Annotated in this window: 23 protein-coding genes and 1 other RNA gene; 8 read left to right on the top strand and 16 right to left on the bottom strand. The window is 69.3% G+C overall.

What is annotated here, in order from left to right; translation table 11 throughout:
• Positions 1 to 191: 191 nt before the first annotated feature.
• The 3 genes from OM513_RS06120 (at position 192) to OM513_RS06110 (ending at position 3120) form a co-directional block, all read left to right on the top strand.
• Positions 192 to 1565, top strand: coding sequence for an MFS transporter (locus tag OM513_RS06120; RefSeq protein ID WP_264943264.1), 1374 nt, complete (start codon positions 192 to 194; stop codon positions 1563 to 1565).
• Positions 1566 to 1684: 119 nt separating this feature from the next.
• Positions 1685 to 2608, top strand: a complete 924-nt coding sequence (locus OM513_RS06115; protein ID WP_264943263.1) for a cupin domain-containing protein — start codon at positions 1685 to 1687, stop codon at positions 2606 to 2608.
• A 101-nt stretch (positions 2609 to 2709) separates the two neighbouring features.
• Positions 2710 to 3120, top strand: coding sequence for a SufE family protein (locus OM513_RS06110; RefSeq protein ID WP_264943262.1), 411 nt, complete (start codon positions 2710 to 2712; stop codon positions 3118 to 3120).
• On the opposite strand, the gene OM513_RS06105 is transcribed toward OM513_RS06110, so the two are convergent.
• The 11 genes from OM513_RS06105 to OM513_RS06055 all read right to left on the bottom strand — a co-directional run bounded on the left by OM513_RS06105 (position 3105) and on the right by OM513_RS06055 (position 11793).
• Entirely contained in the window at positions 3105 to 3434 is a 330-nt protein-coding gene (locus tag OM513_RS06105; protein WP_264943261.1) for a (2Fe-2S) ferredoxin domain-containing protein, read from the bottom strand. The two genes, OM513_RS06110 and OM513_RS06105, sit on opposite strands and share 16 nt — an antisense overlap.
• Positions 3419 to 3934 (bottom strand): J domain-containing protein, encoded by a 516-nt coding sequence (locus OM513_RS06100; protein ID WP_264943260.1) that lies wholly within the window; start codon positions 3932 to 3934, stop codon positions 3419 to 3421. Before OM513_RS06100 ends, OM513_RS06105 begins: the two co-directional genes overlap by 16 nt.
• 117 nt (positions 3935 to 4051) lie before the next feature.
• Positions 4052 to 4447, bottom strand: an RNA gene (gene rnpB / locus OM513_RS06095) — RNase P RNA component class A.
• Positions 4448 to 4851: 404 nt separating this feature from the next.
• Positions 4852 to 5145 carry a hypothetical protein gene (locus OM513_RS06090; protein ID WP_264943259.1) on the bottom strand — a complete coding sequence of 98 codons (294 nt, stop codon included), beginning with the start codon at positions 5143 to 5145 and terminating at the stop codon, positions 4852 to 4854.
• Positions 5146 to 5247: 102 nt separating this feature from the next.
• Positions 5248 to 5871, bottom strand: a complete 624-nt coding sequence (locus OM513_RS06085; RefSeq protein WP_264943258.1) for a DUF2306 domain-containing protein — start codon at positions 5869 to 5871, stop codon at positions 5248 to 5250.
• On the bottom strand, positions 5868 to 6575 hold the full coding sequence (locus OM513_RS06080; RefSeq protein WP_264943257.1) for an N-acetylmuramoyl-L-alanine amidase: 708 nt from the start codon (positions 6573 to 6575) through the stop codon (positions 5868 to 5870). The genes OM513_RS06085 and OM513_RS06080 overlap by 4 nt, the downstream gene beginning before the upstream one ends.
• A gap of 39 nt (positions 6576 to 6614) precedes the next feature.
• Positions 6615 to 7481 carry a CheR family methyltransferase gene (locus OM513_RS06075; protein ID WP_264943256.1) on the bottom strand — a complete coding sequence of 289 codons (867 nt, stop codon included), beginning with the start codon at positions 7479 to 7481 and terminating at the stop codon, positions 6615 to 6617.
• The gene (cheB, locus tag OM513_RS06070) at positions 7481 to 8533 is read right to left on the bottom strand and encodes a chemotaxis-specific protein-glutamate methyltransferase CheB (protein ID WP_264943536.1); all 1053 of its coding nucleotides are present in this window, start codon (positions 8531 to 8533) and stop codon (positions 7481 to 7483) included. Before cheB ends, OM513_RS06075 begins: the two co-directional genes overlap by 1 nt.
• 62 nt (positions 8534 to 8595) lie before the next feature.
• Positions 8596 to 8961, bottom strand: coding sequence for a response regulator (locus OM513_RS06065; RefSeq protein ID WP_264943255.1), 366 nt, complete (start codon positions 8959 to 8961; stop codon positions 8596 to 8598).
• 76 nt (positions 8962 to 9037) lie between these two features.
• Positions 9038 to 9469, bottom strand: a complete 432-nt coding sequence (locus tag OM513_RS06060; RefSeq protein ID WP_264943254.1) for a chemotaxis protein CheW — start codon at positions 9467 to 9469, stop codon at positions 9038 to 9040.
• Positions 9466 to 11793 carry a chemotaxis protein CheA gene (locus OM513_RS06055; protein WP_264943253.1) on the bottom strand — a complete coding sequence of 776 codons (2328 nt, stop codon included), beginning with the start codon at positions 11791 to 11793 and terminating at the stop codon, positions 9466 to 9468. The genes OM513_RS06060 and OM513_RS06055 overlap by 4 nt, the downstream gene beginning before the upstream one ends.
• A gap of 225 nt (positions 11794 to 12018) precedes the next feature.
• Between OM513_RS06055 and OM513_RS06050 the strand changes: the two genes are divergently transcribed.
• Positions 12019 to 13095 carry a cobaltochelatase CobT-related protein gene (locus tag OM513_RS06050; protein ID WP_264943252.1) on the top strand — a complete coding sequence of 359 codons (1077 nt, stop codon included), beginning with the start codon at positions 12019 to 12021 and terminating at the stop codon, positions 13093 to 13095.
• On the opposite strand, the gene OM513_RS06045 is transcribed toward OM513_RS06050, so the two are convergent.
• From OM513_RS06045 to OM513_RS06035, 3 genes are all read right to left on the bottom strand, one after another.
• On the bottom strand, positions 13082 to 13726 hold the full coding sequence (locus tag OM513_RS06045) for a histidine phosphotransferase family protein (RefSeq protein WP_264943251.1): 645 nt from the start codon (positions 13724 to 13726) through the stop codon (positions 13082 to 13084). The genes OM513_RS06050 and OM513_RS06045 overlap by 14 nt on opposite strands.
• Before the next feature lie 99 nt (positions 13727 to 13825).
• Complete coding sequence (locus tag OM513_RS06040) at positions 13826 to 14959, bottom strand: nucleoside hydrolase (protein WP_264943250.1); 1134 nt, start codon at positions 14957 to 14959, stop codon at positions 13826 to 13828.
• Between the two features lie 67 nt (positions 14960 to 15026).
• Complete coding sequence (locus OM513_RS06035) at positions 15027 to 16607, bottom strand: ABC-F family ATP-binding cassette domain-containing protein (RefSeq protein ID WP_264943249.1); 1581 nt, start codon at positions 16605 to 16607, stop codon at positions 15027 to 15029.
• 195 nt (positions 16608 to 16802) lie between these two features.
• On the opposite strand from OM513_RS06035, the gene OM513_RS06030 reads away from it, so the two are divergent.
• Entirely contained in the window at positions 16803 to 18089 is a 1287-nt protein-coding gene (locus tag OM513_RS06030; RefSeq protein ID WP_264943248.1) for a serine hydrolase domain-containing protein, read from the top strand.
• 4 nt (positions 18090 to 18093) lie between these two features.
• Here OM513_RS06030 and OM513_RS06025 read toward each other — a convergent pair whose 3' ends face one another.
• The gene (locus OM513_RS06025) at positions 18094 to 18501 is read right to left on the bottom strand and encodes a M67 family metallopeptidase (protein WP_264943247.1); all 408 of its coding nucleotides are present in this window, start codon (positions 18499 to 18501) and stop codon (positions 18094 to 18096) included.
• An 18-nt stretch (positions 18502 to 18519) separates the two neighbouring features.
• Here OM513_RS06025 and OM513_RS06020 point away from each other — a divergent pair, with 18 nt between their 5' ends.
• From OM513_RS06020 to mtgA, 3 genes are all read left to right on the top strand, one after another.
• Positions 18520 to 19467 carry an RluA family pseudouridine synthase gene (locus tag OM513_RS06020; protein ID WP_264943246.1) on the top strand — a complete coding sequence of 316 codons (948 nt, stop codon included), beginning with the start codon at positions 18520 to 18522 and terminating at the stop codon, positions 19465 to 19467.
• A gap of 69 nt (positions 19468 to 19536) precedes the next feature.
• The gene (gene rpoH, locus OM513_RS06015; protein WP_264943245.1) at positions 19537 to 20442 is read left to right on the top strand and encodes an RNA polymerase sigma factor RpoH; all 906 of its coding nucleotides are present in this window, start codon (positions 19537 to 19539) and stop codon (positions 20440 to 20442) included.
• A gap of 535 nt (positions 20443 to 20977) precedes the next feature.
• Entirely contained in the window at positions 20978 to 21679 is a 702-nt protein-coding gene (gene mtgA, locus OM513_RS06010) for a monofunctional biosynthetic peptidoglycan transglycosylase (RefSeq protein ID WP_264943535.1), read from the top strand.
• Between the two features lie 64 nt (positions 21680 to 21743).
• On the opposite strand, the gene OM513_RS06005 is transcribed toward mtgA, so the two are convergent.
• Positions 21744 to 22016, bottom strand: coding sequence for a hypothetical protein (locus tag OM513_RS06005; protein WP_264943244.1), 273 nt, complete (start codon positions 22014 to 22016; stop codon positions 21744 to 21746).
• Between the last annotated feature and the right edge of the window lie 28 nt (positions 22017 to 22044).

The raw sequence follows: 22044 nt of genomic DNA, 5'->3' as shown, positions 1-22044 counted from the left end.
GGCTATAAGCGGGCCTGGCCGGAATCTTTATCGAATGGGACGCAAAACTTGCCTGGCTGACGCCCCTCCGGTCAAAAGCCGGTCCAGTCAAAAGGTTGAGCCGTGCCGCCCCTCACGCTCGCGCCCCGCTCCTGCTAAAGCCTGCGCCGCCTGCAACGATACCGGACACGGGATCCCGGAGAGGAGAATCAATGGCTCAGTTCACCCCGCGCGACGAGGATGTGGCGTTCCAGCCGCCGCCGATGACCTGGCGGAGCTGGTACACGGTGGTGATGCTGGGCGTGATCCTGATGCTGTCGCACATCGATCGCGGCGTGATCTCGCTTCTGGTCCAGCCGATCAAGAAGGACCTGGGCCTCAGCGATACCGAGATGAGCGTGATCATCGGCATCGCCTTCTCCTCCGCCTATATCGTCGCGGGCCTGCCGCTGTCGCGCCTGGCGGATCATGCCAGCCGCAAGCTGATCCTGGTCGCCGGGCTGTCCTTCTGGAGCGTCGCCACCGCGGCTTCGGCGATGGCCAACAGCTTCGGCGCGCTGTTCGCGGCGCGCATGGCGATCGGCGCGGGCGAATCGGTTCAGGCGCCGGCATCGCTCTCGCTGATCTCCAATGTGGTGCCGCGCCACCGGCTGCCGCGCGCCTTCTCCATCTATTCGACCGGCGGCTTCGTCGGCATGGCGGCGTCGATGGTGATCGGCGGCGTGCTGATCGGCCATCTGGCGGAGATGCCGGACATCACCCTGCCGGTGCTGGGCACGCTGCACGACTGGCAGATGGTGTTCCTGATCTGCGGCATTCCCGGCCTGATCGTCGCGACGCTGTTCTTCTTCACCGTGCCCGAGCCGCCGCGCCCGCCGAAGAGCGCGGCCACGCCCAAGAAGCAGCTTCCCGGCCGCGACGTGTTCGATTTCCTGAAGGACAATCGCGTCTTCTACATCCCGATGTTCCTGGGCGCGTCGCTCTGGTCGATCGAGGCGCTGGGCATGACGGCGTGGCGCGTCGCCTTCTTCGAACGCAGCTATGGCTGGGGGCCGCAGACCGCCGGCCCGCTGCTGGGCATCATCGGCATCGTCACCATGCCCTTCGGCCTGGCGGCGGGCGCCGCGATCGGCGAATGGCTGGACAAGAAACGCTATCCGGATGCGATGCTGCGCCTCTATTGCTGGTCGCACGCGCTGATGCTGCCGCTGTCGATCCTGGCGGTGCTGGTGTGGGACCCCTGGGCCGCGGTGATCCTGTGGGCGCTCTCGAACTTCTTCACCGGCGTCGGCCATCCGGGCATGAACAGCGCGATCCAGATCGTGACGCCCAACCATCTGCGCGGCCAGGTGAGCTGGCTCTACCTGTTCTTCGTCAGCATCGTGGGATCGGGCATGGGGCCGATGATCGTCGCGCTGACCACCGATTATGTGCTGCAGGACGAGGCGCAGCTTCGCTGGGCGATGGTACTGGTGGCGGGCACGCTGGGGCCGCTGGGGCTTTACCTCAGCTTCCGCTCGATGAAGCCCTATGGCGAGATGGTGAAGCGCATCTGGGCCGCCGAGGAGGCCGCCAGACCGGCATAGCCGCCGCGCCGCCGCTGCAAGCTTTGTATCCCTTTCGGTCAAGCATGCGGCGGCGGCACGGGCTAGCGGTGTCGGGATAATGGCGCCGGGGGTGCTCCGGCACCACTTGGGAGCCCGAAATGTACGAATCCGATGATCCCCGCTCGCGTCTCTCCTCGACGGGGTCTGCACCGCCGCCCGTGACGCGCGCAGCTCCGGGCGGCGGCGCCTTTTCCGCGTCGAGCTATGCCCGCTTCTACGCCGAGGCGCCCCAGGTGGCCGAAGGCGGCGCGAAGAGCTGGTACGCGCGCGGCGCCAACTTCGTCGTCGCCTGGTCCGAGGTGGAACCCGGCACCCGGCTCGATCGCACCGGTCAGGACGACGAATATGTCCTGCTGATCCCCGATGCGGAGACCCGGGCGGTCGTCACCGCCGGCAACGATCGCCAGGATATCCCCGGCTTCACCATCACCATGATCCCGCCGGGCGACAGCAGCGTGGAGATCACTACCGGCGGCCGCATCGTTCGCCTGTTCTCCGCCCGGACCGCCGATATCGCCGCGCTCGCCTCCAACGCCGATGCCTATGCGGAGCCGCCCGCGCACATCCCGCCCTTCGAATATTGGCCCGATCCCGAAGGCGGCTTCCGCATCCGCAGCTACAGCCTGGACGTTCCCGACGAGGAGGGTCGCTTCGGCAAGATCTGGCGCTCCACCAACTTCATGGTCAACGTGTTCCAGCCCCAGATCGGCCCGCGCGATCCGGCCAAGCTGTCGCCGCATCACCATGACGATTTCGAGCAATGCTCGCTGTGCATCGGCGGCACCTATGTCCACCATCTGCGCTGGCCGTGGACCGCCAACCTGGCCGATTGGCGCGACGACGAGCATGAGACCTGCGGCACGCCGTCGATCTGCGTCATCCCCGCGCGCGTGATCCACACCTCGGCCGCGGTCGATCCCGGCGTGAACCTGCTGGTCGACATCTTCTCCCCGCCCCGGACCGATTTCTCGAACATGCCGGGCTGGGTGCTCAACGCCGCCGATTATCCGATGCCCGAATAGCGGGCAGAACCTTTGAAGCGGCACAGCAGCCGTTCCGGCGTCGCTGAAACACCCGCGGCCTTGGCGGTTGGAATGGCAGGCGCGGCCGCTATATGCCGCGCATGACCAGCCTTGCCGACCTCCGCGACGAATATGCGTTCCTCGATGCGGACGATCGCTATCGCCTGCTGATCGACCTGGGCCGCGCGCTGGAGCCGATGCCCGGCGCGCTGAAAACCGACGCGACGCTGGTGCGCGGCTGCTCGGCGTCGGTGTGGGTCTATCCGATGGCGGCGGAGGGCGGGCGGCTCCACTTCCTGGCCGATTCGAACGCGGCGATCACCAAGGGCATCATCGCGCTGGTGCTGCTGGCGGTGCAGGACAAGGCCCCGGCGGAGATACTGGCGACCGACATCGCCGAGGCGCTCGACCCGTTCGACCTGCGCAACCAGCTCAGCTCGAACCGGACGCAGGGCATCCCCAACATGATCGCGCTGATCCGCGAGACCGCGGCGCGCTATGCGGCGGGCTGATCCTCCAGCCCCAGTTCGGCCGCCACCGCGTCCAGCGCCATCCCCGCCGGCACGATCAGCCATTCGCGGCTGGCCGCGCCGTTCAGCACCGTCACCGCGCCCTTGGGGCATACGCCCAGGCACTTGACCTCGACGATGCCGGCGCGCGCCTTGCGCCCCTTCTTCAGCCGCAGGTGCTTGCGCAGCGCCTTGGCGAGCGGCTGGCGCCCCCTGGGGCCGAACCCGCCGTCCAGCTTCTTGGAGCATTTGGCGCAGACCAGGACGGCGTCGTCCCAGTTCGAGCGAAGGCGCAGCGCCTTCAATCGCCCTTCCACGTCCGCCGCTCCTCGGCGGCGCGCAGCACGTCATAGGCGGCCTGGATCGCCTGGAAACGCTGCGCCGCATCGGCATCGCCGGGGCGCACGTCCGGGTGGTTCGACTTGGCCAGGCGGCGCCAGGCGATGCGCACCGCCTCGAAATCGGCGTCCGCCTCCAGCTCCAGCACCTCCAGCGCGCGCATCTCGTCGCGCGATCGGCTGCCGTCGCCGGGGCCGGCCCAGCCATAGTGCGAGGCTTCGGCAAAGCCGTTCGCCTCGCGCCGCTCCTGCGCCTCGCGCTTGGCGGCTTCCTCGGCGGTCAGGCCTTCGAAATAGTTCCAGTTGCGGTTGTACTCGGCGGCATGCGCCTCGCAGAAATACCAGCGTTCGCGGCTGTTGGGCGATTTGGGCGCGGGGCGGTCCCCCGGCTTGTCGCATCCGTCACGATCGCACATGCGCACGCGCGCGGCCTCACGCTCGGCGCCATAGGCACGCCAGCGCGGGAATCCCCAGTCCATGGTTCGCGAGTTCCGCGCCATCGCGCCGAGATAGGCCGCCAAGGTTACGAGCGCCAGCGCGGGAACGCGCCGGAAACACAAAAATCCGTCCCGCCGCGGGCGGGCGGTCCATGAAAAAACGCCAGAGGGCCTGTAAGCCGGGTTCTGTCCACCCCCGGCTTGCACCGGGGGATGGGCGGCCATTCCTCTAGGACGGCGCTCACGCGCCGCCTCAAGCAACCAACCCGGGCGACGAGCCGGAACAGGCCCATATGCCGCCCCTATTCGGTCTTGCTCCCGGTGGGGTTTGCCGTGCCGCTTCCGTTGCCGGTCGCGCGGTGCGCTCTTGCCGCACCCTTTCACCCTTGCCCTCACCCCGGCTTGCGCCGGGGCAGTGGGCGGTCTGCTCTCTGTGGCACTTTCCCTAACCCCCGCCTGAGCGGGGGCCGGCGGGCGTTACCCGCCACCGTCGTTCCGTGGAGCCCGGACTTTCCTCGCGCACCCGAAGGCACCCGCGGCCGCCCGGCCCTCTGGCTGGGGCCGCTATCCTTCAACCTGTCGAATAGAGCAAGAGGAACCGGCCAGCGCCGCCCGCAACCGCTCCGACAATTCCGCGCTGCCAAACTGCAGCCCGTCACTCGTTACGAGAACCGCTTCACCCTGAGCGGTATGGAGCATGGAATAGGCGCCCCCGCAGCGCCGCAATTGGGCGGCGCTCTCGCGAAGACCGGCCCGCCACCCCAACATCTGGAATGCGTGTTGCGAGCGTACCGAACAGCTCTGCCTGAAGAGGCAACATCGCCCCGAGCGGTGTGAAAGAAAACGGCGATAAAAACCGATCGCCCGGCATGCCCACCGTGCCGCATGCGCGTCGAACCGGGCCGGGACGGGATCATGGCGAGCCAGCAGGAATACCAGCGCCACCACCAGGCGGCCGATCATCTGAGCTTGACCGCGGTTCCCCACGCATAGACCTCGAACGAGGGTTGCACGCCGTTGCAACCCATCTGCTGCGTGGACATGCGATAGTCGTAACCGACGTGAATCAGTGCGTCGCCGCCAGACCGGGCTGCGGCTTCCTGCAACGAACCCGTCACGTCCCGATAGGCAGCCTCGATCGCGATGCCGGCCGGCGAACCACAACCGGCCTTCTCCGGTACTCGGGAAGCTGTCGCGTGGACTATTCCTATCACCTCATAGTCCTGATTGATGTTTCCTGCCGCTGTCAACATGCGCTTCCTTCCCCCGTACATTTGGAACGACAGTTGGAAGAGTATCAATTCCAATTGAATTGATACATATCATTCGCACGTCATAAATAGTCCAATTCAGAACTACTCACGCGGTCCACGAAAAACCCGCCGCGCCGCGGGCCACCAGCCGAGATATGCCTCCGCCGCCAGCAGCGGCAGCACGAAGGCCAGCCACCCGCGCGAGGCGTAGCGTAGTTCCGGGCTCTCCAGGAACCAGAACAGCCGGTCCTCCCAATCCTGCATCAGGTGGAGCAGCAGGAACGAGGTGGCGATGGCGAAGCTGCGGATCGCGAAGGCGCGGTGCGTCGCAAAATCGCGCCGCCGCGCCGCCTGCCAGGCGATGGCGCAGAAGCCGATCCACACCAGCCCGAACAACATCAGCGGAAGCTGGGTGCCCTCGTGCGGCATGGTGGCGCCCAGCCAGATCGCGAACAGGCCGGAGAGCATCGCCGCGCCCAGGAAGACCTGTCCCAGCGCGCGGTGGAGCCCCGGCCGCGCGCGGCGCAGCGCGCCGACGAACTGCAACGGCGCGATCAGCACCAGCGGCGCGGCGGTTACCACATGGCCCAGATAGCCCGGCTCGCGCGGCTCGCCCGAATAGGGCCGCTCCGCGCCGATGCGCCACAGGTCGCCCGCCAGATACCAGAGCGCGGCGATCGCCACCGCGCCCCAGAACGCCGGCCCCAGCCAGCGGGGCAGGCTCAATCGTCGCCCTGGGGCTTGGGCAGCAGCAGCGCGAGGAGGATGCAGCGGCACTCCATGTCGATCGTGCCGTCCACCAGCTCGGGCCGGAACCGCCGCTGGAACGCCACCACCGCCGCCAGCGGATTGGTGACGTCATAGCCGAAACGCTCCAGCGCCATCAGGAAGCCCGCGTCGGTCCAGCCCGGGTCCATCAGGTTCTTGGTCGGCCGTGGCAGCGCCAGGCGGAGCCGCGCGAGCTGGCCCCAGGGGAACAGCTCGCCCGGATCCTGCTTGCGCGCGGGCGCCACGTCCGAATGGCCCACCACATTGCCGCGGGTGATGCCGTACCGCTGCTTGATGTCGGAGACGAGCCAGATGACCGACGCCATCTGCGCGTCCGGGAACGGCCGGTATCCCCATTCATGCCCCGGATTGACGATCTCGATCCCGATCGAACAATCGTTGATCCGGTCGGTCCCGCGCCAGTGCGACTTGCCGGCGTGCCAGGCGCGCTTGTCCTCCGCCACCATGCGCACGATCACGCCGTCCTCGGCGACCAGATAGTGACAGGATACCTTCGACACCGGATTGGCGAGCCAGTCGATCGCCGACTGCGCGTCCTGCATGCCGGTATAGTGCAGCACGATCACGCTGACGGGCGACGGGCGCTCGTCGAAATTGGGCGACGGCGTGTCGATGAATCTCAGGCCGTTGTCGGGTTCCATCGCCCCATGGATAGGAGCGATTGCGCGCGAGCGCCAGCGTCAGCGAAGCGCCAGCCGCGTGGAATGCGCCGGAGTGCCCGGGTCCACCGCCTGATACAGCCCCCGGAACCGCTCGGACGGCACGAAATGATCGCTCAGCCCGATCACCGTCTCGCCCGCACCCAGCACCAGCAGACCGCCTGGGCGCACCGCCGCGGCCAGCGTGTCGAGCACCTTGCGCCGCAGCGCCGCCGAGAAATAGAGCAGCACGTTGCGGCACAGCACGATATCGAACCGGCCCGGCGGCGGGCCGTCACCGGCCAGGTTATGCTGGCGGTATTGCACCTTGCGCACCAGCTCTGGATTGGCGACCCATTCGCCGCCGCTCCCCTCGAACCACGAGATCATGCGCAGCACGGAAAGCCCGCGCTGGATCTCGAACTGCGAATAGCGGCCGGCGCGGGCACGCGCGAGCGCGGCGCCGGAAACATCGGTGGCGATGATCTCCGGCGGCGATTGCCCCTTCGATTCGCGCTCGGTGAACATCATCGCCAGGCTCAGCGGCTCCTGCCCAGTCGAACAGCCGGCCGACCACAGCCGCAGCCTGCGCCCCGGCATCTCCGCCTGCATCTCCCAGGCCGCGTCGCCGATGCTCTCCAGCACCGCGGCGTCGCGGAAGAAGCTGGTTTCCTGGTTGAGCAGCGCGTCCACCACCATCTCGGACAGCTCCGGCGTGCGCGACACGACCAGCGCGGCGACCAGTTCGTCGAGGGTCGCAAGCCCGCGCTCGCGGATCAGCGGCTTCAGCGCCGTCTCGATCCGCCAGGCGCGGTTGGCGGCGATCTGCTGGCCGGTGCGTTGCTCCAGCAGCGCCGCGATCATGTTCATCGCGGCGGCCGAGCCCTGGATCGGTGCGCTGCCGGGCATCAGCCTGCCCTCCGCTGGCGCGCGACCAGCCGGCCGATCTCGTCCGGCGGCAGCACCGCGGTGGCATGGCCGGCGTTGGCCACGGTTCCGGGCATGCCCCACACCACGGAGCTTGCCGCGTCCTGCACCAGGATGCGCGCGCCCGCGGCCGACAGCCGCCGCGCGCCCTCGCCGCCGTCGCGGCCCATGCCCGACAGCACGATCCCCAGCGCGCGGGCGCCGAACACATCGGCCACCGACTCGAACATCGGATCGACCGAGGGCATGCAGCCGCTGGCCACCCGCTCCGAAGTCAGCCGGATCGCGGCGCCGTCGCACATGCGCACGACATGAAGGTGCGCGTTGCCGGGCGCCACGATGATCCGGCCCGGGCGGATGCGCATGCAATCGGTCGCGACCTCCGCCGGGCGCCCGCCGAGCACGGCGAGCTGCGCGGCGAAATAGCTCATGAAGCTGGCCGGCAGATGCTGGGTGACCAGGATCGGCACCTGAAAACTCGCCGGGATCGCGCGCAGGAGCTGGGACAGCGCATGGATGCCCCCGGTCGAGGCGCCGATCGCGACGATGTCGAAGTCATAGTCCAGCGCGCGCAGCTTCGGAGCGGCGGCCACCGCGGCGATGGCGGAGGGCGCGGGCGGCGGCGGGGCCGGCTGCTCGATCACGCGCGACAGCCGCTCTTCCAGTATCTCGGCAAAGCGGCCGCCGAAGGCGTTGATCCCGGGCTTCACCAGCGTGTCGGCGGCGCCCAGCGCCAGCGCCTGGATCGTCGTGGCGGCGCCCTCCTCTGCCGAGGAGGAGACGATCACCACCCGCGCGTCGCCGCCCGCCGCCAGCAGGTCGGGCAGCGCCGTCAGGCCGTCGATCCCCGGCATCTCGATATCGAGCAGGATGATCTCAACCTGATGCGCGCGCAGGAATTCGAGCGCCGCGCGCGCATCGCTCACCGCGCCGGCGACCATGAAGCGGTCGGTTGCGTCGATCATGCGGCCGATCACCGATCGCGCGACGACCGAATCGTCGACGATCAGCACGCGGACCGGCATCGGCGGCATCGCCGCCCGCTTCTCCGGAACCTTTTCTGGGGTGCGCGCCGCGCGTGGCATTGCCGCGTGCCTCAGGCGACGCCGACAATCTGCAGCTTGCTTTCCAGCGTCTCGCGATCGAACGGCTTCATGACATATTCGTCGGCGCCCGCCTCGATCGCGGCGCGGATATAGGCCATGCCGTTCTCGGTGGTGCAGAACACCACCTTGGGCCGCTGCGGCAGCCCGGAATCCTTGAGCGCGCGCAGGAAATCCATCCCGCTCATCACCGGCATGTTCCAGTCGAGCAGGATCACGTCGGGCGGGGTGGCAAGGCACGAATCGAGCGCCTCGCGGCCGTCCCCGGCTTCGCGGACCTGGAAGTCCAGCGTCTCCAGGATATGCCGCGCGACCTTGCGGATGACCTTGGAATCATCGACGACGAGGCAAGTCTTCATAGTCCCAAATTCCCCAAAATCCCGGCAATCCCCGCCTGGTTCATGCCCGAAACCCGTAAGCGCCCGGTTAATCGCCTCACGCCGCCTGCGCGGTATGGCCCGGCACCAGGCTGACCAGATCGATCGCCAGCACCGGCTCTCCGTCGCGCTCCACGATGCCGCGGCCGGTCGCGCGCCATGCGGCGTCGAGCGCCACGCCCGCGGAAAGCGGCAGCAGATCGAACGGCGCGACATCCTCCAGCGCATCGACCAGCAGCGCATAGTGATGGCCCTCGATCTGGGTGATCACGGCGCGGCGCGCCACCTGTCCGGCCTGTTCCAGCCCCAGCGCGGCCTGGGTGTCCACTACGGTCACCACGCGGCTGCGCAGCGCCGCCAGCCCGCGGACATGGCCCGCGGCACGGGGCACGGCGGTCACCTCGCCGATATCCACCACCGATTCGACCTGTTCCGAATCGATCGCCACCGTGCGGCCGGCGATCTGGGCGATCAGATAGAGATGGGTCACCGGCTGCCTCCGTTCGCCACGCGCGATTCGATCGCGGCGAGCAGCCCGTCGCGGTCATAGCGGTAGATGCTTTCGTCTGCCTTGCCGGCGGCCGCCTTTCGGCGGCGCAACCGGACGAGCGGGGCCGGCTGTCCTTCGACTCCCTCCGCCTCGGCCGCCGCGAGAACCACGTTCGGCGTCTCGCCCGCCGCAAGCTCCGAAACCACACGATAGCCCGCGCTTTCCAGCAGCGGGCGGACGAACGCGGCCATCCAGCCGTCGCCGTCGCCGGCCAGCAGGCACAGCGGGGCAGGCCCATCCTCCGCCCCCGCGCCATATTCGGCAAAGATCCAGAATGCGTCGAGCAGCTCCACCTGCTCGCCGTCGAGCAGGACGACCCCGCCAACCGGCCCCGGCGCGCGCGCGGGGATCACCTCTTCGGGCAGCACCACGATGTCGAGCGCGTCCTCGATCGCATAGGCGACCTCGCTCTCGCCGTCCTTCAGCCGGAGCAGGCTCACGCGGCCGTCGGGCAGCCGGTCCTGCGCCAGCATCGGCAGGATGCGCCCGTCGATCGCGACGCGCAGCCGGCCCGCGGCATTGCGGATATGGATCGCGTCGATCTGTTCCACGCGATCGACGATCCCCAGCGGCACGGCGCGGCGCACCCCGTCCAGATCGGCGAAGAGCAGCGCGGGAACCCCGGGCACCTCGGTCTCTCCGGCGGCATCCTCGTCGGCCCCGGCGTCGCCCAGGCCGCGGCTGAAATCGAGCCCCGCCACCGCCGCCATGCCCGCCACGTCGAGCATCAGCATCGGCAGCCCCGAATCGGGCAGCGTCTGTCCGGCATAGAGGCCGGTGGACATCACCGCGGGCGACGCCGGCTTGATCACCAGCTCCTCATTGTCCAGCACGGTATCGACGGCCAGCGCATAGCTGCCCTTGCCGATGTTCACGATCGCCAGCATCTGCCCTTCGTCGCGGGCATCGGCGGAAATGCCGAGCAGGCGGCCCAGGCCGATCAGCGGGATGCGCCGGTCGCGCACGGTGGCGATGCGCGCGCCGCCCACCATGTCGATGCGGATCGCGTCGCCGCGTTCGGTCACGATCTCCTCGATCGCCTGGCGCGGGATCGCGAAACGCTGGCCCCCCGCCCCCACCACGATCGCGGAGATGATCGAAAGCGTCAGCGGCACATGGATGGCGATGCGCAGCCCCTTGCCCGGGGCGTTGTCCAGCTCGACGCGCCCGCCGATCTGCTCGATCGAGGCGCGGACCACGTCCATCCCCACGCCGCGGCCGGAAATCTCGGTAACCTCGTCCTTGCTCGAAAGTCCGGGCAGGAACACCAGCGCAAGCCGCGCCTTTTCCGAAAGCGCGCGCAACTCGTTCTCGCTGCCATGGCCCGCCGCGGCGGCCTTGGCGATCAGCCGCTCCACGTCGATGCCGCGGCCATCGTCGGCGATCTCGACGATGATCTGGTTGCCCGATTGGCGCGCGGCGACCACCAGCCGGCCGTTCTCGCGCTTGCCCGCGGTGCGGCGGGCGCCGGGCGCCTCGATGCCGTGGTCGATCGCGTTGCGCACGATATGCACCAGCGGATCGCGCATCACCTCGATCATCTCGCGATCGAGCTCCACGTCGGCGCCCTCGATATGCAGCGTCACCGATTTGCCGAGCCCGGCGGCGGTATCGCGCACCATGCGCGGTAGCGCGCTGAACAGCGCGTCGATCTTCTGCATGCGGGTGCGCGTCACGGTATCGCGCATCTCGCCCACGGTCAGCGACAGCCGCTCCAGCGCCGCCTCGATAGCGGGGTCGATATCCTCCGCGCGCAGGCGCCGGGCCAGCTCGTTGCGGGCCAGCACCATGTCCGACATGCCCGACATCATCCGGTCAAGCAGGTCCACGTTCAGCCGCACGCTGCGCGCGGGCGCACGCTGGGCGACGGCTCCGCCAAGCTGCACCACCTCCTGCGCGCCCTCGGCCAGCGCGGCGATCAACAGGTCGTCGCCGCTGTCGTCCAGCCCGGTGCCCGCGTCGATCGCCTCGACGATCTCGCCGATCCGGTCCACCACCGCCAGCACGCCGTTGACCAGCGCGCGATCGGGCGTGCGGTTGCCGCTGCGCACCTGCGCCAGCACGTCCTCCGCCGCATGGCTCAGCCGCGCGAGCCGCGGCAGATCCAGGAAGCCGCAGCTTCCCTTGACGGTGTGGACGAACCGGAAAATGGCATCCAGCCGCGCGCGATCGTCGGGCTGGGCCTCCCATGCGACGATCTCGCCCGAGAGCGCCTCCAGCGTCTCGCGCGTCTCTGCGATGAATTCCTGAAGCAGATCGTCCATTCAAGCCCCGCGGGTTGCGCGCGAAGAATGGCGCATCGCAGTTAATAGGCCGTTAGTGGGGGCTCCGGGGATTCGTCCCTCATAACGGCCCGCCTGCAATGATTGGCTGGCCAGACAGCAGACGAGCCCCTGCGAAAATGACTCGACCCGAACGGGAAATGACCTCAGATTTCCCCAGCGAGTAACCGTCGCCTCCGGTGCGTCTTCCCATCAAGCTGGACAAGCATGCCAACGGACAACTGGGAATGGACGATCGGCCCGCTGCTGGTTGCCATCATCGCGGGCGCGATCCTGTGGGATCGCAGGCGCGCGCGCCGCGGCCAGAGGCCCGTTGAGCGCAGCCCCCACAGCGCCCCGTATCGCGCCCCTTCATACTGCCGAGAGCTGGACCTTGCGGAAGAGGAGGTACCGGCGCGGCTGCACACGGCCGACCTCGATTCCGAACGCGAGCCCTACCGTATCTATTCCCGCCGTTGGGACCTGGAGCTTGCAGCGGAGGAGGTTCCGGCACGATTGCGCGGTGCCAGCCTGGACTTCGAACGCGGACACGACGACTATGGCGAGAGCCGGTGGCGCGAGGACCAGGCGCTGGCGCGGGAATGGGGCGAGCGCCAGCCCGCCACGGAACTGCTCATCGCGCCGATCCGCGCCGCGCTAGATTCCGCCGGTGTCGCGCCGCACGAACTTTCGGTGACCCTGCTCGTCGATCAGTCGGGCTCGATGGATGGCGTACCTATCGCGGCCGCGGCTGGCGCGCTGGCGGTGCTATCTTCAGCGCTGGCCGAGATCGGCTTGGCGCACGAGATTCTCGGCCATTCGACCGCCGGCTGGTGGGGCGGCTTCCCCTATGTACATTGGAAGGCGCACGGCCGGCCGCCCCGCCCCGGACGCCTCTGCGCACTGCTGCACATCGTGTACAAGGCGATGGACGATGCCGAATGGAGCGCGGAATCGCAGCGCGTCTTCGTGCATCCGGGAATCCGCCGCGAGAATATCGACGGGGAGGCGCTGCAATGGGCGGCCGCGCGGGCGATCCGATCCGCCGCCCCGCACCGGCTGTTGATCGTGATGTCGGACGGCGCCGCGGTGGACGACGCCACGCTGCTGCAGAACGGGCCAAACTATCTGGAACGACATCTGCTCGAGGTGATCGCGGAGACCGCCGCCAGCGGACTCGCGTTGGGAGCGGTCGGCATCAACCATGCCGTCGGCCGCTATTACGACCGGTCAGGACAGGCTGGACCGGAGGCGATCGCCAGCGTCACCGCCGGCCTGATCGCCGGTCTGGTCACCCCGCCTTGAAGCTGGCTCCGAACAGCAGCACCTCAGCATCCGGGGGGCTGACCTGGAGGCTGCCGCCGCCCTGCTCCACCAGCGCGTGGACCAGGAAGGCGGCCGCGGCGCGCGGGGTGATGGGCAGTTCGTCGCGCCCGCCCGCCAGCGCGCTGCGCAGCTCGGGGTCCAGCACGATGCGCGGGCCATCGGCGCGGACCACGATCTCCACCGTGCCGCCCGCAACCTCCGCGCCGATATCGAGCTGACCGCCGCGGATCAGCGCATCGCCCGCGATCAGCGCCAGGTTCAGCAGCACCTTGATCGCCGCCTTGGCCAGCACCGGCTCTTCCACCATCCAGCCGATCCGGATGCGGTGGTTGTCGCCGAACAGCCCCTCGATCGCGGCCTGCGCCTCGCGCGTGTCCACCGTCTCGCCGAAGCCACCCGCCGCGCCGAACGCCAGCCGGAAGAACTTCAGCTTGTTGGCCGAAGCCTTGGCGCTCTCGTTCAGCAGTTCCAGGCAGCGGGCGCGCATCTCCGGGTCATGCTCGTCGGCGAGCAGCTCCAGCCCGTTGTTGAGCGCGCCCACGGGGCTCAACAGGTCATGGCACAGACGCGAACAGAGAAGACTGGCGAAGTCGGTGGGGCTGATATTCAATTTGTTGCTCCCAGCTTTCCACCTCTTTGGCGCAGCATCGAAAATGCTGCAAGCCGGGGATGACCCGGAAGCGGCCCGGCGCCGCCCGGACGCGCATTCTCAGCGTTTTCCGCCCCCCGCGATCGGGCGCGTGTAGAGCGCGCGCATCGCCGCCTCCATCCGCTCGCGGTCCACCTCCAGCACCACGTCCTGCGCCTGTTCGCCCAGCTTGGGGCGATAGGCCTCGGTCCACGACAGCGTGTCGCCATAGCCCGCGGTCATGCTCGTCTCGAAATCGACGTAGAGCGTGTCGCGCTTCGTCACGATGCCGGGTTCGAGCCACACCATCGCGGCCAGCTCGTCCCACATCGGAAAGCCCACCGCGATCGATCTGGCCAGCGCCCCGGTCAGCGGATTGGGCGCGCTGCCCAGCGAATCGAGGAAGCCCCGCGTCCATTGCGTCCCGGTGGAGGGATCGACCGGGATCATCGTGATCCTGCGCCACGGCGCATGCGCCATGATCCGCGCGGCCTCCGGGTCCCAGCGGATGTTGAACTCGCGCCGCGGCGAATTGACGAACTCGCGCGCGAACTGGTCGGCGGACGGGTTGGACAGGTGCTGGCGCGGGTTCAGCGAACCGCCCATATACACCAGCTCCTTGATGTTGCGGGCGAATTCGGGATCGAGGCTCAGCGCCAGCGCGATGTTGGTCATCGGCCCCGTCGCGAACAGCGTCACCTGCCCCGGATATCTGCGCGCCATGCGGATCAGGAACAGCGCGGCGATCTCGTCCGAAGCCTTGATCGACGGGTTGCCATAGGAAAGGTCCGGCACATCGGCCGGATCGGTGACGCCGGGATGTTCCTGGATCGTGTCGCCCGGCCAGTAATCGGTCCACGGCCCCTTGAACACCAGCCGCCCGTACATCCCCTCCCAGCGGATCACCTGCTCGCGGCTGTTGAGCAGCGGATAGACGGCGCCGGGCACCACCGGCACGTTCGGCTTGCCCGTCAGCTCCAGCGTGCGCAGCGCGTGCGCGGTGGCGGTGTCGCGCCACACCGATCCGCTGGTGGTGGTGATGCCCAGCACCTCCACGTCCGGCACCTGGAGCAGCAGCGCGGGAACCCCGTTCAGCCCGATCACATCGTCGTCGATCAACACCAGCCGCCTGGGCGGATCGGCCGGGCGCGCGGCGGCGGGCAGCGAGAGGAACAGCGAATGGAACAGGGCAAGGAACAGCAGGATGCGCGGCATGCGGTGGCTCCGGATGCGGCATCCCCTCCCGGTTTTCGGCCAGCATGGCGGAAGCCCCGCGCCGCCGTCAATCGCCCGCCAGCGTCACCGTCCGCACGATGCCGATCGCCTCCAGGAACGCCGCGTCATGGCTCACCACGATCAGCGCGCCGTCATATCCCGCCAGCCCCGCCTCCACCGCCGCGATCGAATCCAGGTCGAGGTGGTTGGTCGGCTCGTCCAGGATCAGGAGTTGCGGCGGCGCCACGCCCAGCACACCGGCCAGCGACGCGCGCAGCATCTGCCCGCCGCTCAGCGTGCCCGCCACCTGCAGCGCGGCGTCGGCGCGGAAGCCGAAGCGGGCCAGCGCGGCGCGGCACTGGTTCTCGGTCGCGCCCGGGTTCAGCCGCGCGAAATTGTCGCGGATCGCCGCGGCGGGATCGAGCAGCGCCGCGCGCTGATCCAGCATCGCCATCGGCACGTTCAGCGTCACGCTGCCCCGCCACGGCGCCAGCGTGCCCGCGATCAGCGCCAGCAGCGTCGTCTTTCCCGATCCGTTCGGCCCGGCGATCGCCACCCGTTCCGGCCCTGTGACGTCGAGCGAGAGGTCCCGGATCACCGGCCGGCCGGGGGCATATCCCGCGTCCACCCCGTCGATCCGCAGCACGCGCCGCCCCGGCGCCAGCCCGGAGGGGGGCAGATCCACCGCGATCGCGCGCAGCCGCTCGATCCGCGCACGCGCCGCCGCGGCCTGCTCCGCCGCCTCCTCGCGCTGGCGCCCGGCCAGCCGGGCGTTGGCGCCGCCGGTCTCCTCCGCCCGGCGCTTCATCGCGCCCAGCAGGATCCTGGGCGCCCCGCCCTGCGCCGCCTTGCGCTTGCCCGCGCCGTCCTTGCGCGCCTTGCGCTCGGCGGCCTGCCGGGCGGCGCGCGCGGCATCGGCCGCACGCTTCTCCGCATCGGCCAGGTCATGCTCGGCCGCCGCCAGCTCCACGTCCTTGCGCGCGCGATAGGCGCTCCAGCCGCCGCCGTAGCGCGCCGCGCCCAGCCCGCTCAGCTCGACGATCGCGTCCATCGCCTCCAGCAGCTCGCGGTCGTGGCTCACCACCACCGCCCCCGCGCGCCATCCGGCGATCAGCGCATGCACGGCGTCCCGCCCCGCCCGGTCCAGGTTGTTGGTCGGCTCGTCGAGCAGCAACCATTCGGGCTCCGCGAACGCCGCCCCGGCCAGCGCCGCGCGCGTCCGCTGCCCGCCAGAGAGCGCGGCGAGCGGCGTATCCGGCCCGGCATCCAGCCCCACCCGCCCCAGTGCCGATGCGATGCGCTCCTCCAGCGTCCAGTCCGCCCCGGCCAGCGCCTCGGCGTCCGCCTGCCCCGCCTCCGCGCGCCGCAGCAGCGCCAGCCCTTCGCGCGCGCCGAACAGGTCCGCCACCGTCTCGCCATCGCCTACCCGCAGCGACTGGCGGACCAGCGCGATCCGGCCCGGCGCCGCGATGCCGCCCGCGCGCGGCGCGATCTCGCCCGCGATCAGGCGCAGCAGGCTGGTCTTGCCCGTGCCGTTGCGGCCGATCAGCCCGGTGCGCTCGCGCCCCAGGCTCAGGTCCAGATTTTCGAAAAGGCGGCGCCCGTCAGGCGCGGAATAGCTTAGGCTGGCGATCGTGATGGCGGACATGCGCGGGTTCCCTGGCGGCATAGCGGTTCGGCGATGCGGTCAGCGGGAAATCCATTGCCCTGTCCTTTGCGAAACGGTCCGCGCGATCTAGGCGCGCAGCCCCGGCGCCGCAAGCGCGCGCGTTCCGCCGATCCCCTCTCCCCCGCGATCCGGCGGATATGCTAGGCCCTGCGCGATCCTAAGGGAGAGGAACCCATGCACCGCCGCCTGCTGTCCACCGCCGCCATTCTGCTGCTCGTTCCGACAACGCTGCCATATGCCGCCGCGCAGCAAGCGGCTCCCGCGTCCGCGCCGGTCCGGATCGCCAAGGCGCGCATCGACGCGGCGCTCGCCGCGATGGTGGCGGACGGGCGCGCGGCCGGCGTATCGGCGCTGATCTGGAAGGACGGGCGCGAAGCCTATTTCGGCACCGCCGGCGACGCCGATCGCGAGGCGAAGCGCCCGATGGCGCGCGACACGCTGGTCCAGATCTTCTCGATGACCAAGCCGGTGACCGGCGTCGCGCTGATGCAGCTCTGGGAACAGGGCCGGTTCGGGCTCGACGATCCGCTGTCGGAATATCTCCCCGAATTCGCAACGATGATGGTGCAGGACGGGGTGGACGCATCCGGCAGCCCGCGCTGGCGCCCCGCCAGCCGCCCGATCCTGATCCGCGACGTGATGCGCCATACCGCGGGCTTCGCCTATGGCGCAGGGCCGAGTCTTGCCGAGACCGCCTTCGCCGAGGCCAAGCCGCTCGACCTGGGGCACGACCTTACCGAGTTCGGCCATCGCCTCGCCCGCGTGCCGCTGGTCTACGATCCCGGCACCCGCTGGCATTACAGCGCGGCGGTGGACGTGCAGGCGCTGCTGGTCGAACGGCTTTCGGGAATGCGGTTCGAGGAATATGTCCGCCGGCACATCCTGGATCCGCTCGGCATGCGCGAAACCGGCTGGACCCAGCCCGCCGATCGCCTCCCCCGCCTCGCCGCCGCCTATCGCAAGGAGCCGGGCGGCGCGCTGGTGCGCAAGACCGATGCGGATATCCGCGCCTTCAACTTCGATCCCGCGCGCAAGCTGACGATGGGCGGCGCGGGCCTCGCCTCAACGCTCGACGATTACATGCGCTTCGCCCGCATGCTGCTGGGCGGCGGCAGCCTCGACGGCGTGCGCATCCTCAAACCCTCGACCCTGCGGCTGATGACCACCGGCCAGCTCGATCCGCGCGTCACCGAGCGGCAGTGGCTGCCCGGCAAGGGCAACGGCGGCTTCGGCCTCGACTTCTTCGTGCGCACCGGCCAGCCGAAGGACGCGGAGGAAAACCGCGGCGCGGTGGGCGAGTTCTTCTGGGACGGCGCCTGGTCCACGCTGTTCTGGGTCGATCCGGCGAACCGGCTGGCGGCGGTGTTCTTCGTCCAGTCCGATCCCTTTGACGGCACGATGCACCGCGATTTCCGCAAGGCGATCTATGGCGCGGACTATCTGGGTCCGGAGGGGGATTAGGCGCTCAATCCAACAGCAGCTCCATCGCCACCGGCTCGAACCGGCCGTGCTCGCCGCCGTGCCCCGCGCGCCACAGCGTCGCCTGGCCGCCGCCCGCGATCAGCCACAGCCGCCCGTCGGGCGCGGCCATCTGCGCGTCGGTGGCACTGGGCCAGGGATCGCCGCTGGGGTGCGAATGCCAGAATCCGGCGATGCGCGGCCCGCCGCCGCGCTCCGCACGCAACGCCGTGAACAGCGCGCCGGGATCGATCTCGAAGCGGGTCTCGGGATCGGCAGCGGCGTTGGCGGTCAGGCTCCAGCCGGTGATCGCCTGCGCGTCGCCGAACAGCAGCCCGCATGCTTCCCGCGGCGCGGCCTCCGCCGCGGCGAGCTGGATTGCCTCAGCAACACACCTTGAAATCCTACACCGCATTCCCACCTGTGTACGACAATGAACCGGGGGGTTTCCATCATCGAGGCAAGGATCGCGACGGACGCCGATGGCTGGCGGCTCGATCGCGCGCTTGCCGATGCGGTGCCCACCCTGTCGCGTGAACGGCTGAAGGTGCTGATCGCCTCCGGCCATGTCAGCGGTCCGGAAGGGCCGGTGCGCGACGCCAAGCGCAAGGCCGCGGCCGGCGCGCTGTTCCAGGTCGCGGTGCCCGAGCCGGAGCCCGCGCACAACGAGGCGCAGGAAATCCCGCTCAACGTGGTGTTCGAGGACGAGCATCTGATCGTGATCGACAAACCCGCCGGGCTGGTGGTGCATCCCGCCGCGGGCAACCTGGACGGCACGCTGGTCAACGCGCTGCTCCATCATTGCCGGGGCAGCCTGTCAGGCATCGGCGGGGTGGCGCGGCCGGGGATCGTCCACCGGATCGACAAGGACACCTCCGGCCTGATGGTCGCCGCCAAGACCGATCGGGCGCATGTCGGGCTGGCGAAGCAGTTCAAGGCGCATACGATCGACCGGCGCTACCGGGCGGTGGTGGGCGGCCTGCCGAAGGCCGGCAACGGCACGGTGGAGGCGCCGCTCGCCCGTTCACCGGCCAATCGCAAGAAGATGGCGATCGTGCCGGGGGGCAAGCGCGCATGTACACATTGGCGTCTGCTTGTTCCGCTTCGCGATTCCGCGCTGTTGGAATGCCGGTTGGAAACGGGGCGCACGCATCAGGTGCGCGTCCACATGGCGTCGATCGGCCATTCGCTGCTCGGCGACCCGGTCTACGGCAGCCCGCGCAAGGCGCATCGTGAACTTCTGGAAACCCTGAATTTCCGGCGCCAGGCCTTGCACGCAGCCCATCTGGGGTTCATTCATCCGATCCAAAGCAACGCTTTGGCGTTTGAAAGCGAATTGCCTGCGGACATGCAGGAACTGATCAATAGACTCAACGTATAGATTTGGGCCGCGCCGTTGCTCGCCTATATAGGGGGAGCGGCGCCGCCCGCGTGAAAGGGAGAATAGATCATGGCTAGCGGAAGCAACGTCCCAGCGACGATCCCCGCACTCGGCGGAGAGGCGAGCCTCAACCGCTATCTGGCCGAGATCAAGAAGTTTCCGATCCTGGCGCCCGAGCAGGAATATATGCTCGCCAAGCGTTTCCAGGAGCATGGCGATCCGGAGGCGGCGGCCCAGCTCGTCACCTCGCACCTGCGCCTCGTCGCGAAGATCGCGATGGGCTATCGCGGCTATGGCCTGCCGATCAGCGAGCTGATCAGCGAGGGCAACATCGGCCTGATGCAGGGCGTGAAGAAGTTCGAGCCCGACCGGGGTTTCCGCCTGGCCACCTATGCCATGTGGTGGATCCGCGCGTCGATCCAGGAATTCATCCTGCGTTCGTGGAGCCTGGTGAAGATGGGCACCACCGCTGCGCAGAAGAAGCTGTTCTTCAACCTGCGCCGCATGAAGGCCAAGCTCGATGCGTTCGAGGACGGCGACCTGCGGCCCGAGGACGTGGCCAAGATCGCGACCGACCTGGGCGTCACCGAGGAGGAAGTCACCTCGATGAACCGCCGCATGGCGATGGGGGGCGATACCTCGCTCAACGTGCCGCTGCGCGAGGACGGCGAGGGCCAGTGGCAGGATTGGCTGCAGGACGAAGGCCCGCTGCAGGACGAGGCCGTGGCCGAGGCGCAGGAGGCGGACGTCCGCCACGCGATGCTGGTCGAGGCGATGGACGACCTCAACGAGCGCGAGCGCCACATCCTCACCGAACGGCGCCTGACCGACGATCCCAAGACGCTTGAGGAACTGAGCCAGGTCTATGGCGTCAGCCGCGAGCGCGTCCGCCAGATCGAGGTTCGCGCGTTCGAGAAGCTGCAGAAGGCGATGATGCGCATCGCCGGGGAAAAGCGCCTCCTGTCCCACGCCTGACGGCTGGTTCGTTCGGGGACGCGCGGGACAGCGCGGCGGCGATGCGCGCTTGCCGCGCGCCGCCCGGTGCTGCACTGCACCAGTCGCGATGAACCACGGGCGCGAAGACGAGAATCGGGGTCCGGAAGCGCCGGACGAGACGCCGGAGGCCGCGCTGCCCTCCGCGCCCGCTCCGCTTTCCGCGATACCGGCTCCCGAAGCCGCGGAACACGCGCCCGAAACCGCGGAGCGCCCGCCCGAATCCGCGGAGCGCGCGGACGCCGAGCCGCCCGATATAGCCGACGGGACCGACGCGGCAGCGCCCATCCCGCCCGTCAGCTTCCCGCTGGCCGAGCCGCCCCCCGATGACGATAGCGGCGCGCGCATCGGCCCGCCCCCTTCGCCGCCGGTCCAGCTATCCGCGCCCGAAGGCTGGCCATCCGCAATGGCGCCGATGCCGATCGGCCGCCTGCCCGCCGATCCCCCGGCACCGCCACCGCGCCCGCCACACCGTGCGGCGGAGGTGCCCGCCGCACCGCTCGCGCCTCCCCCGCCCCTGCCGAAGCGCAAGCGCCGCCCGCTGGCGCTGCGCATCCTGTTCTGGATCCTCAAGGCGATCCTGGCCTTCATCGTCGGATCGGTGCTGTGGGTCGCGATCTATCGCTTCGTGCCCCCGCCCTACACGCTGACGATGGCGGGCGACGCCATCCAGGGCCGCAAGGTAGTGCGCGACTGGATGCCGCTGGACCGGATGGACCCCGACATGGCCCGCGCGGCCATCGCGTCCGAAGACGGCAATTTCTGCACGCACCACGGGTTCGATTTCGACGCGATCCGCAAGGCGATCGAGAGCAACCTGAAGGGCAAGCGCCTGCGCGGCGGATCGACGATCAGCCAGCAGACCGCCAAGAACGTGTTCCTGTGGCAGGGCGGCGGCCTGTTCCGGAAGGGGCTGGAGGCCTGGTTCACGGTGCTGATCGAGACGATCTGGGGCAAGCGGCGGATCATGGAAGTCTATCTGAACGTCGCGGAGACGGGGATCGGCACCTATGGCGCCAACGCCGGGGCGATCCGCTATTTCCGGCACGACGCATCGAAGCTGTCGGTGCCGGAGGCCGCGCGGATCGCCGCGGTGCTGCCATCGCCCAAGCGCCGCGCGGGCGTCGAGCCCAAGGGCTTCACCCGCCGTTACGGCAACACGATCGCCGCGCGCATCCCGGTGGTGCAGCAATCGGGCTTCGACGCCTGCGTCCGGTGAGCCGGGGGCTCCGGCCCGCGCCCCGGCGGATGCCGCGGAGATCAATCTTCAGGCGCCGGATACCCTAGCGGGCGGAGTTCGACACCGCGTCGCCAGCCTTCTCCGCGGCTTCGCCCACCTTCTCGGCGCCGCGCTCCACGCTTTTGGCGGCGGCGGTGATCGCGTCGGTGCGAGCGGCCTCGTCGCGCTTGTTCTCGATCAGCAGGAAGGCGGCGACCGCGATGCCGAACAGCACCACAACCGCCGCCAAAAACAGCGTCCCGCCGCCGCCGCGGCGCTCGATAATCGTCGTATGGGTCTCGCCGCCCTCGCGGGGCGCCCGATATGGATCACGCATCGGAATCTCCGTTCGTCACCCCGCAAAA

It is taken from the genome of Sphingomonas canadensis, assembly GCF_026013525.1.
Lineage (GTDB): Bacteria > Pseudomonadota > Alphaproteobacteria > Sphingomonadales > Sphingomonadaceae > Sphingomonas > Sphingomonas canadensis.
This window is presented reverse-complemented; position numbering and strand designations above follow the sequence as displayed.

Bases quoted from the DNA above. Each gene is read 5' to 3' on its own strand.
- OM513_RS06080 (WP_264943257.1), bottom strand. From the start codon at position 6,575: ATGGAACCCGACAACGGCCTGAGATTCATCGACACGCCGTCGCCCAAT.
- OM513_RS06050 (WP_264943252.1), top strand. From the start codon at position 12,019: ATGCCAACGGACAACTGGGAATGGACGATCGGCCCGCTGCTGGTTGCC.
- OM513_RS06035 (WP_264943249.1), bottom strand. From the start codon at position 16,607: ATGTCCGCCATCACGATCGCCAGCCTAAGCTATTCCGCGCCTGACGGG.
- OM513_RS06100 (WP_264943260.1), bottom strand. From the start codon at position 3,934: ATGGACTGGGGATTCCCGCGCTGGCGTGCCTATGGCGCCGAGCGTGAG.
- OM513_RS06040 (WP_264943250.1), bottom strand. From the start codon at position 14,959: ATGCCGCGCATCCTGCTGTTCCTTGCCCTGTTCCATTCGCTGTTCCTC.
- OM513_RS06020 (WP_264943246.1), top strand. From the start codon at position 18,520: ATGAACCGGGGGGTTTCCATCATCGAGGCAAGGATCGCGACGGACGCC.
- OM513_RS06055 (WP_264943253.1), bottom strand. From the start codon at position 11,793: ATGGACGATCTGCTTCAGGAATTCATCGCAGAGACGCGCGAGACGCTG.
- OM513_RS06065 (WP_264943255.1), bottom strand. From the start codon at position 8,961: ATGAAGACTTGCCTCGTCGTCGATGATTCCAAGGTCATCCGCAAGGTC.
- OM513_RS06120 (WP_264943264.1), top strand. From the start codon at position 192: ATGGCTCAGTTCACCCCGCGCGACGAGGATGTGGCGTTCCAGCCGCCG.
- OM513_RS06030 (WP_264943248.1), top strand. From the start codon at position 16,803: ATGCACCGCCGCCTGCTGTCCACCGCCGCCATTCTGCTGCTCGTTCCG.
- OM513_RS06005 (WP_264943244.1), bottom strand. From the start codon at position 22,016: ATGCGTGATCCATATCGGGCGCCCCGCGAGGGCGGCGAGACCCATACG.
- rpoH (WP_264943245.1), top strand. From the start codon at position 19,537: ATGGCTAGCGGAAGCAACGTCCCAGCGACGATCCCCGCACTCGGCGGA.
- cheB (WP_264943536.1), bottom strand. From the start codon at position 8,533: ATGCCGCCGATGCCGGTCCGCGTGCTGATCGTCGACGATTCGGTCGTC.
- OM513_RS06110 (WP_264943262.1), top strand. From the start codon at position 2,710: ATGACCAGCCTTGCCGACCTCCGCGACGAATATGCGTTCCTCGATGCG.
- OM513_RS06090 (WP_264943259.1), bottom strand. From the start codon at position 5,145: ATGTTGACAGCGGCAGGAAACATCAATCAGGACTATGAGGTGATAGGA.
- OM513_RS06115 (WP_264943263.1), top strand. From the start codon at position 1,685: ATGTACGAATCCGATGATCCCCGCTCGCGTCTCTCCTCGACGGGGTCT.
- OM513_RS06075 (WP_264943256.1), bottom strand. From the start codon at position 7,481: ATGCCCGGCAGCGCACCGATCCAGGGCTCGGCCGCCGCGATGAACATG.
- OM513_RS06025 (WP_264943247.1), bottom strand. From the start codon at position 18,501: ATGCGGTGTAGGATTTCAAGGTGTGTTGCTGAGGCAATCCAGCTCGCC.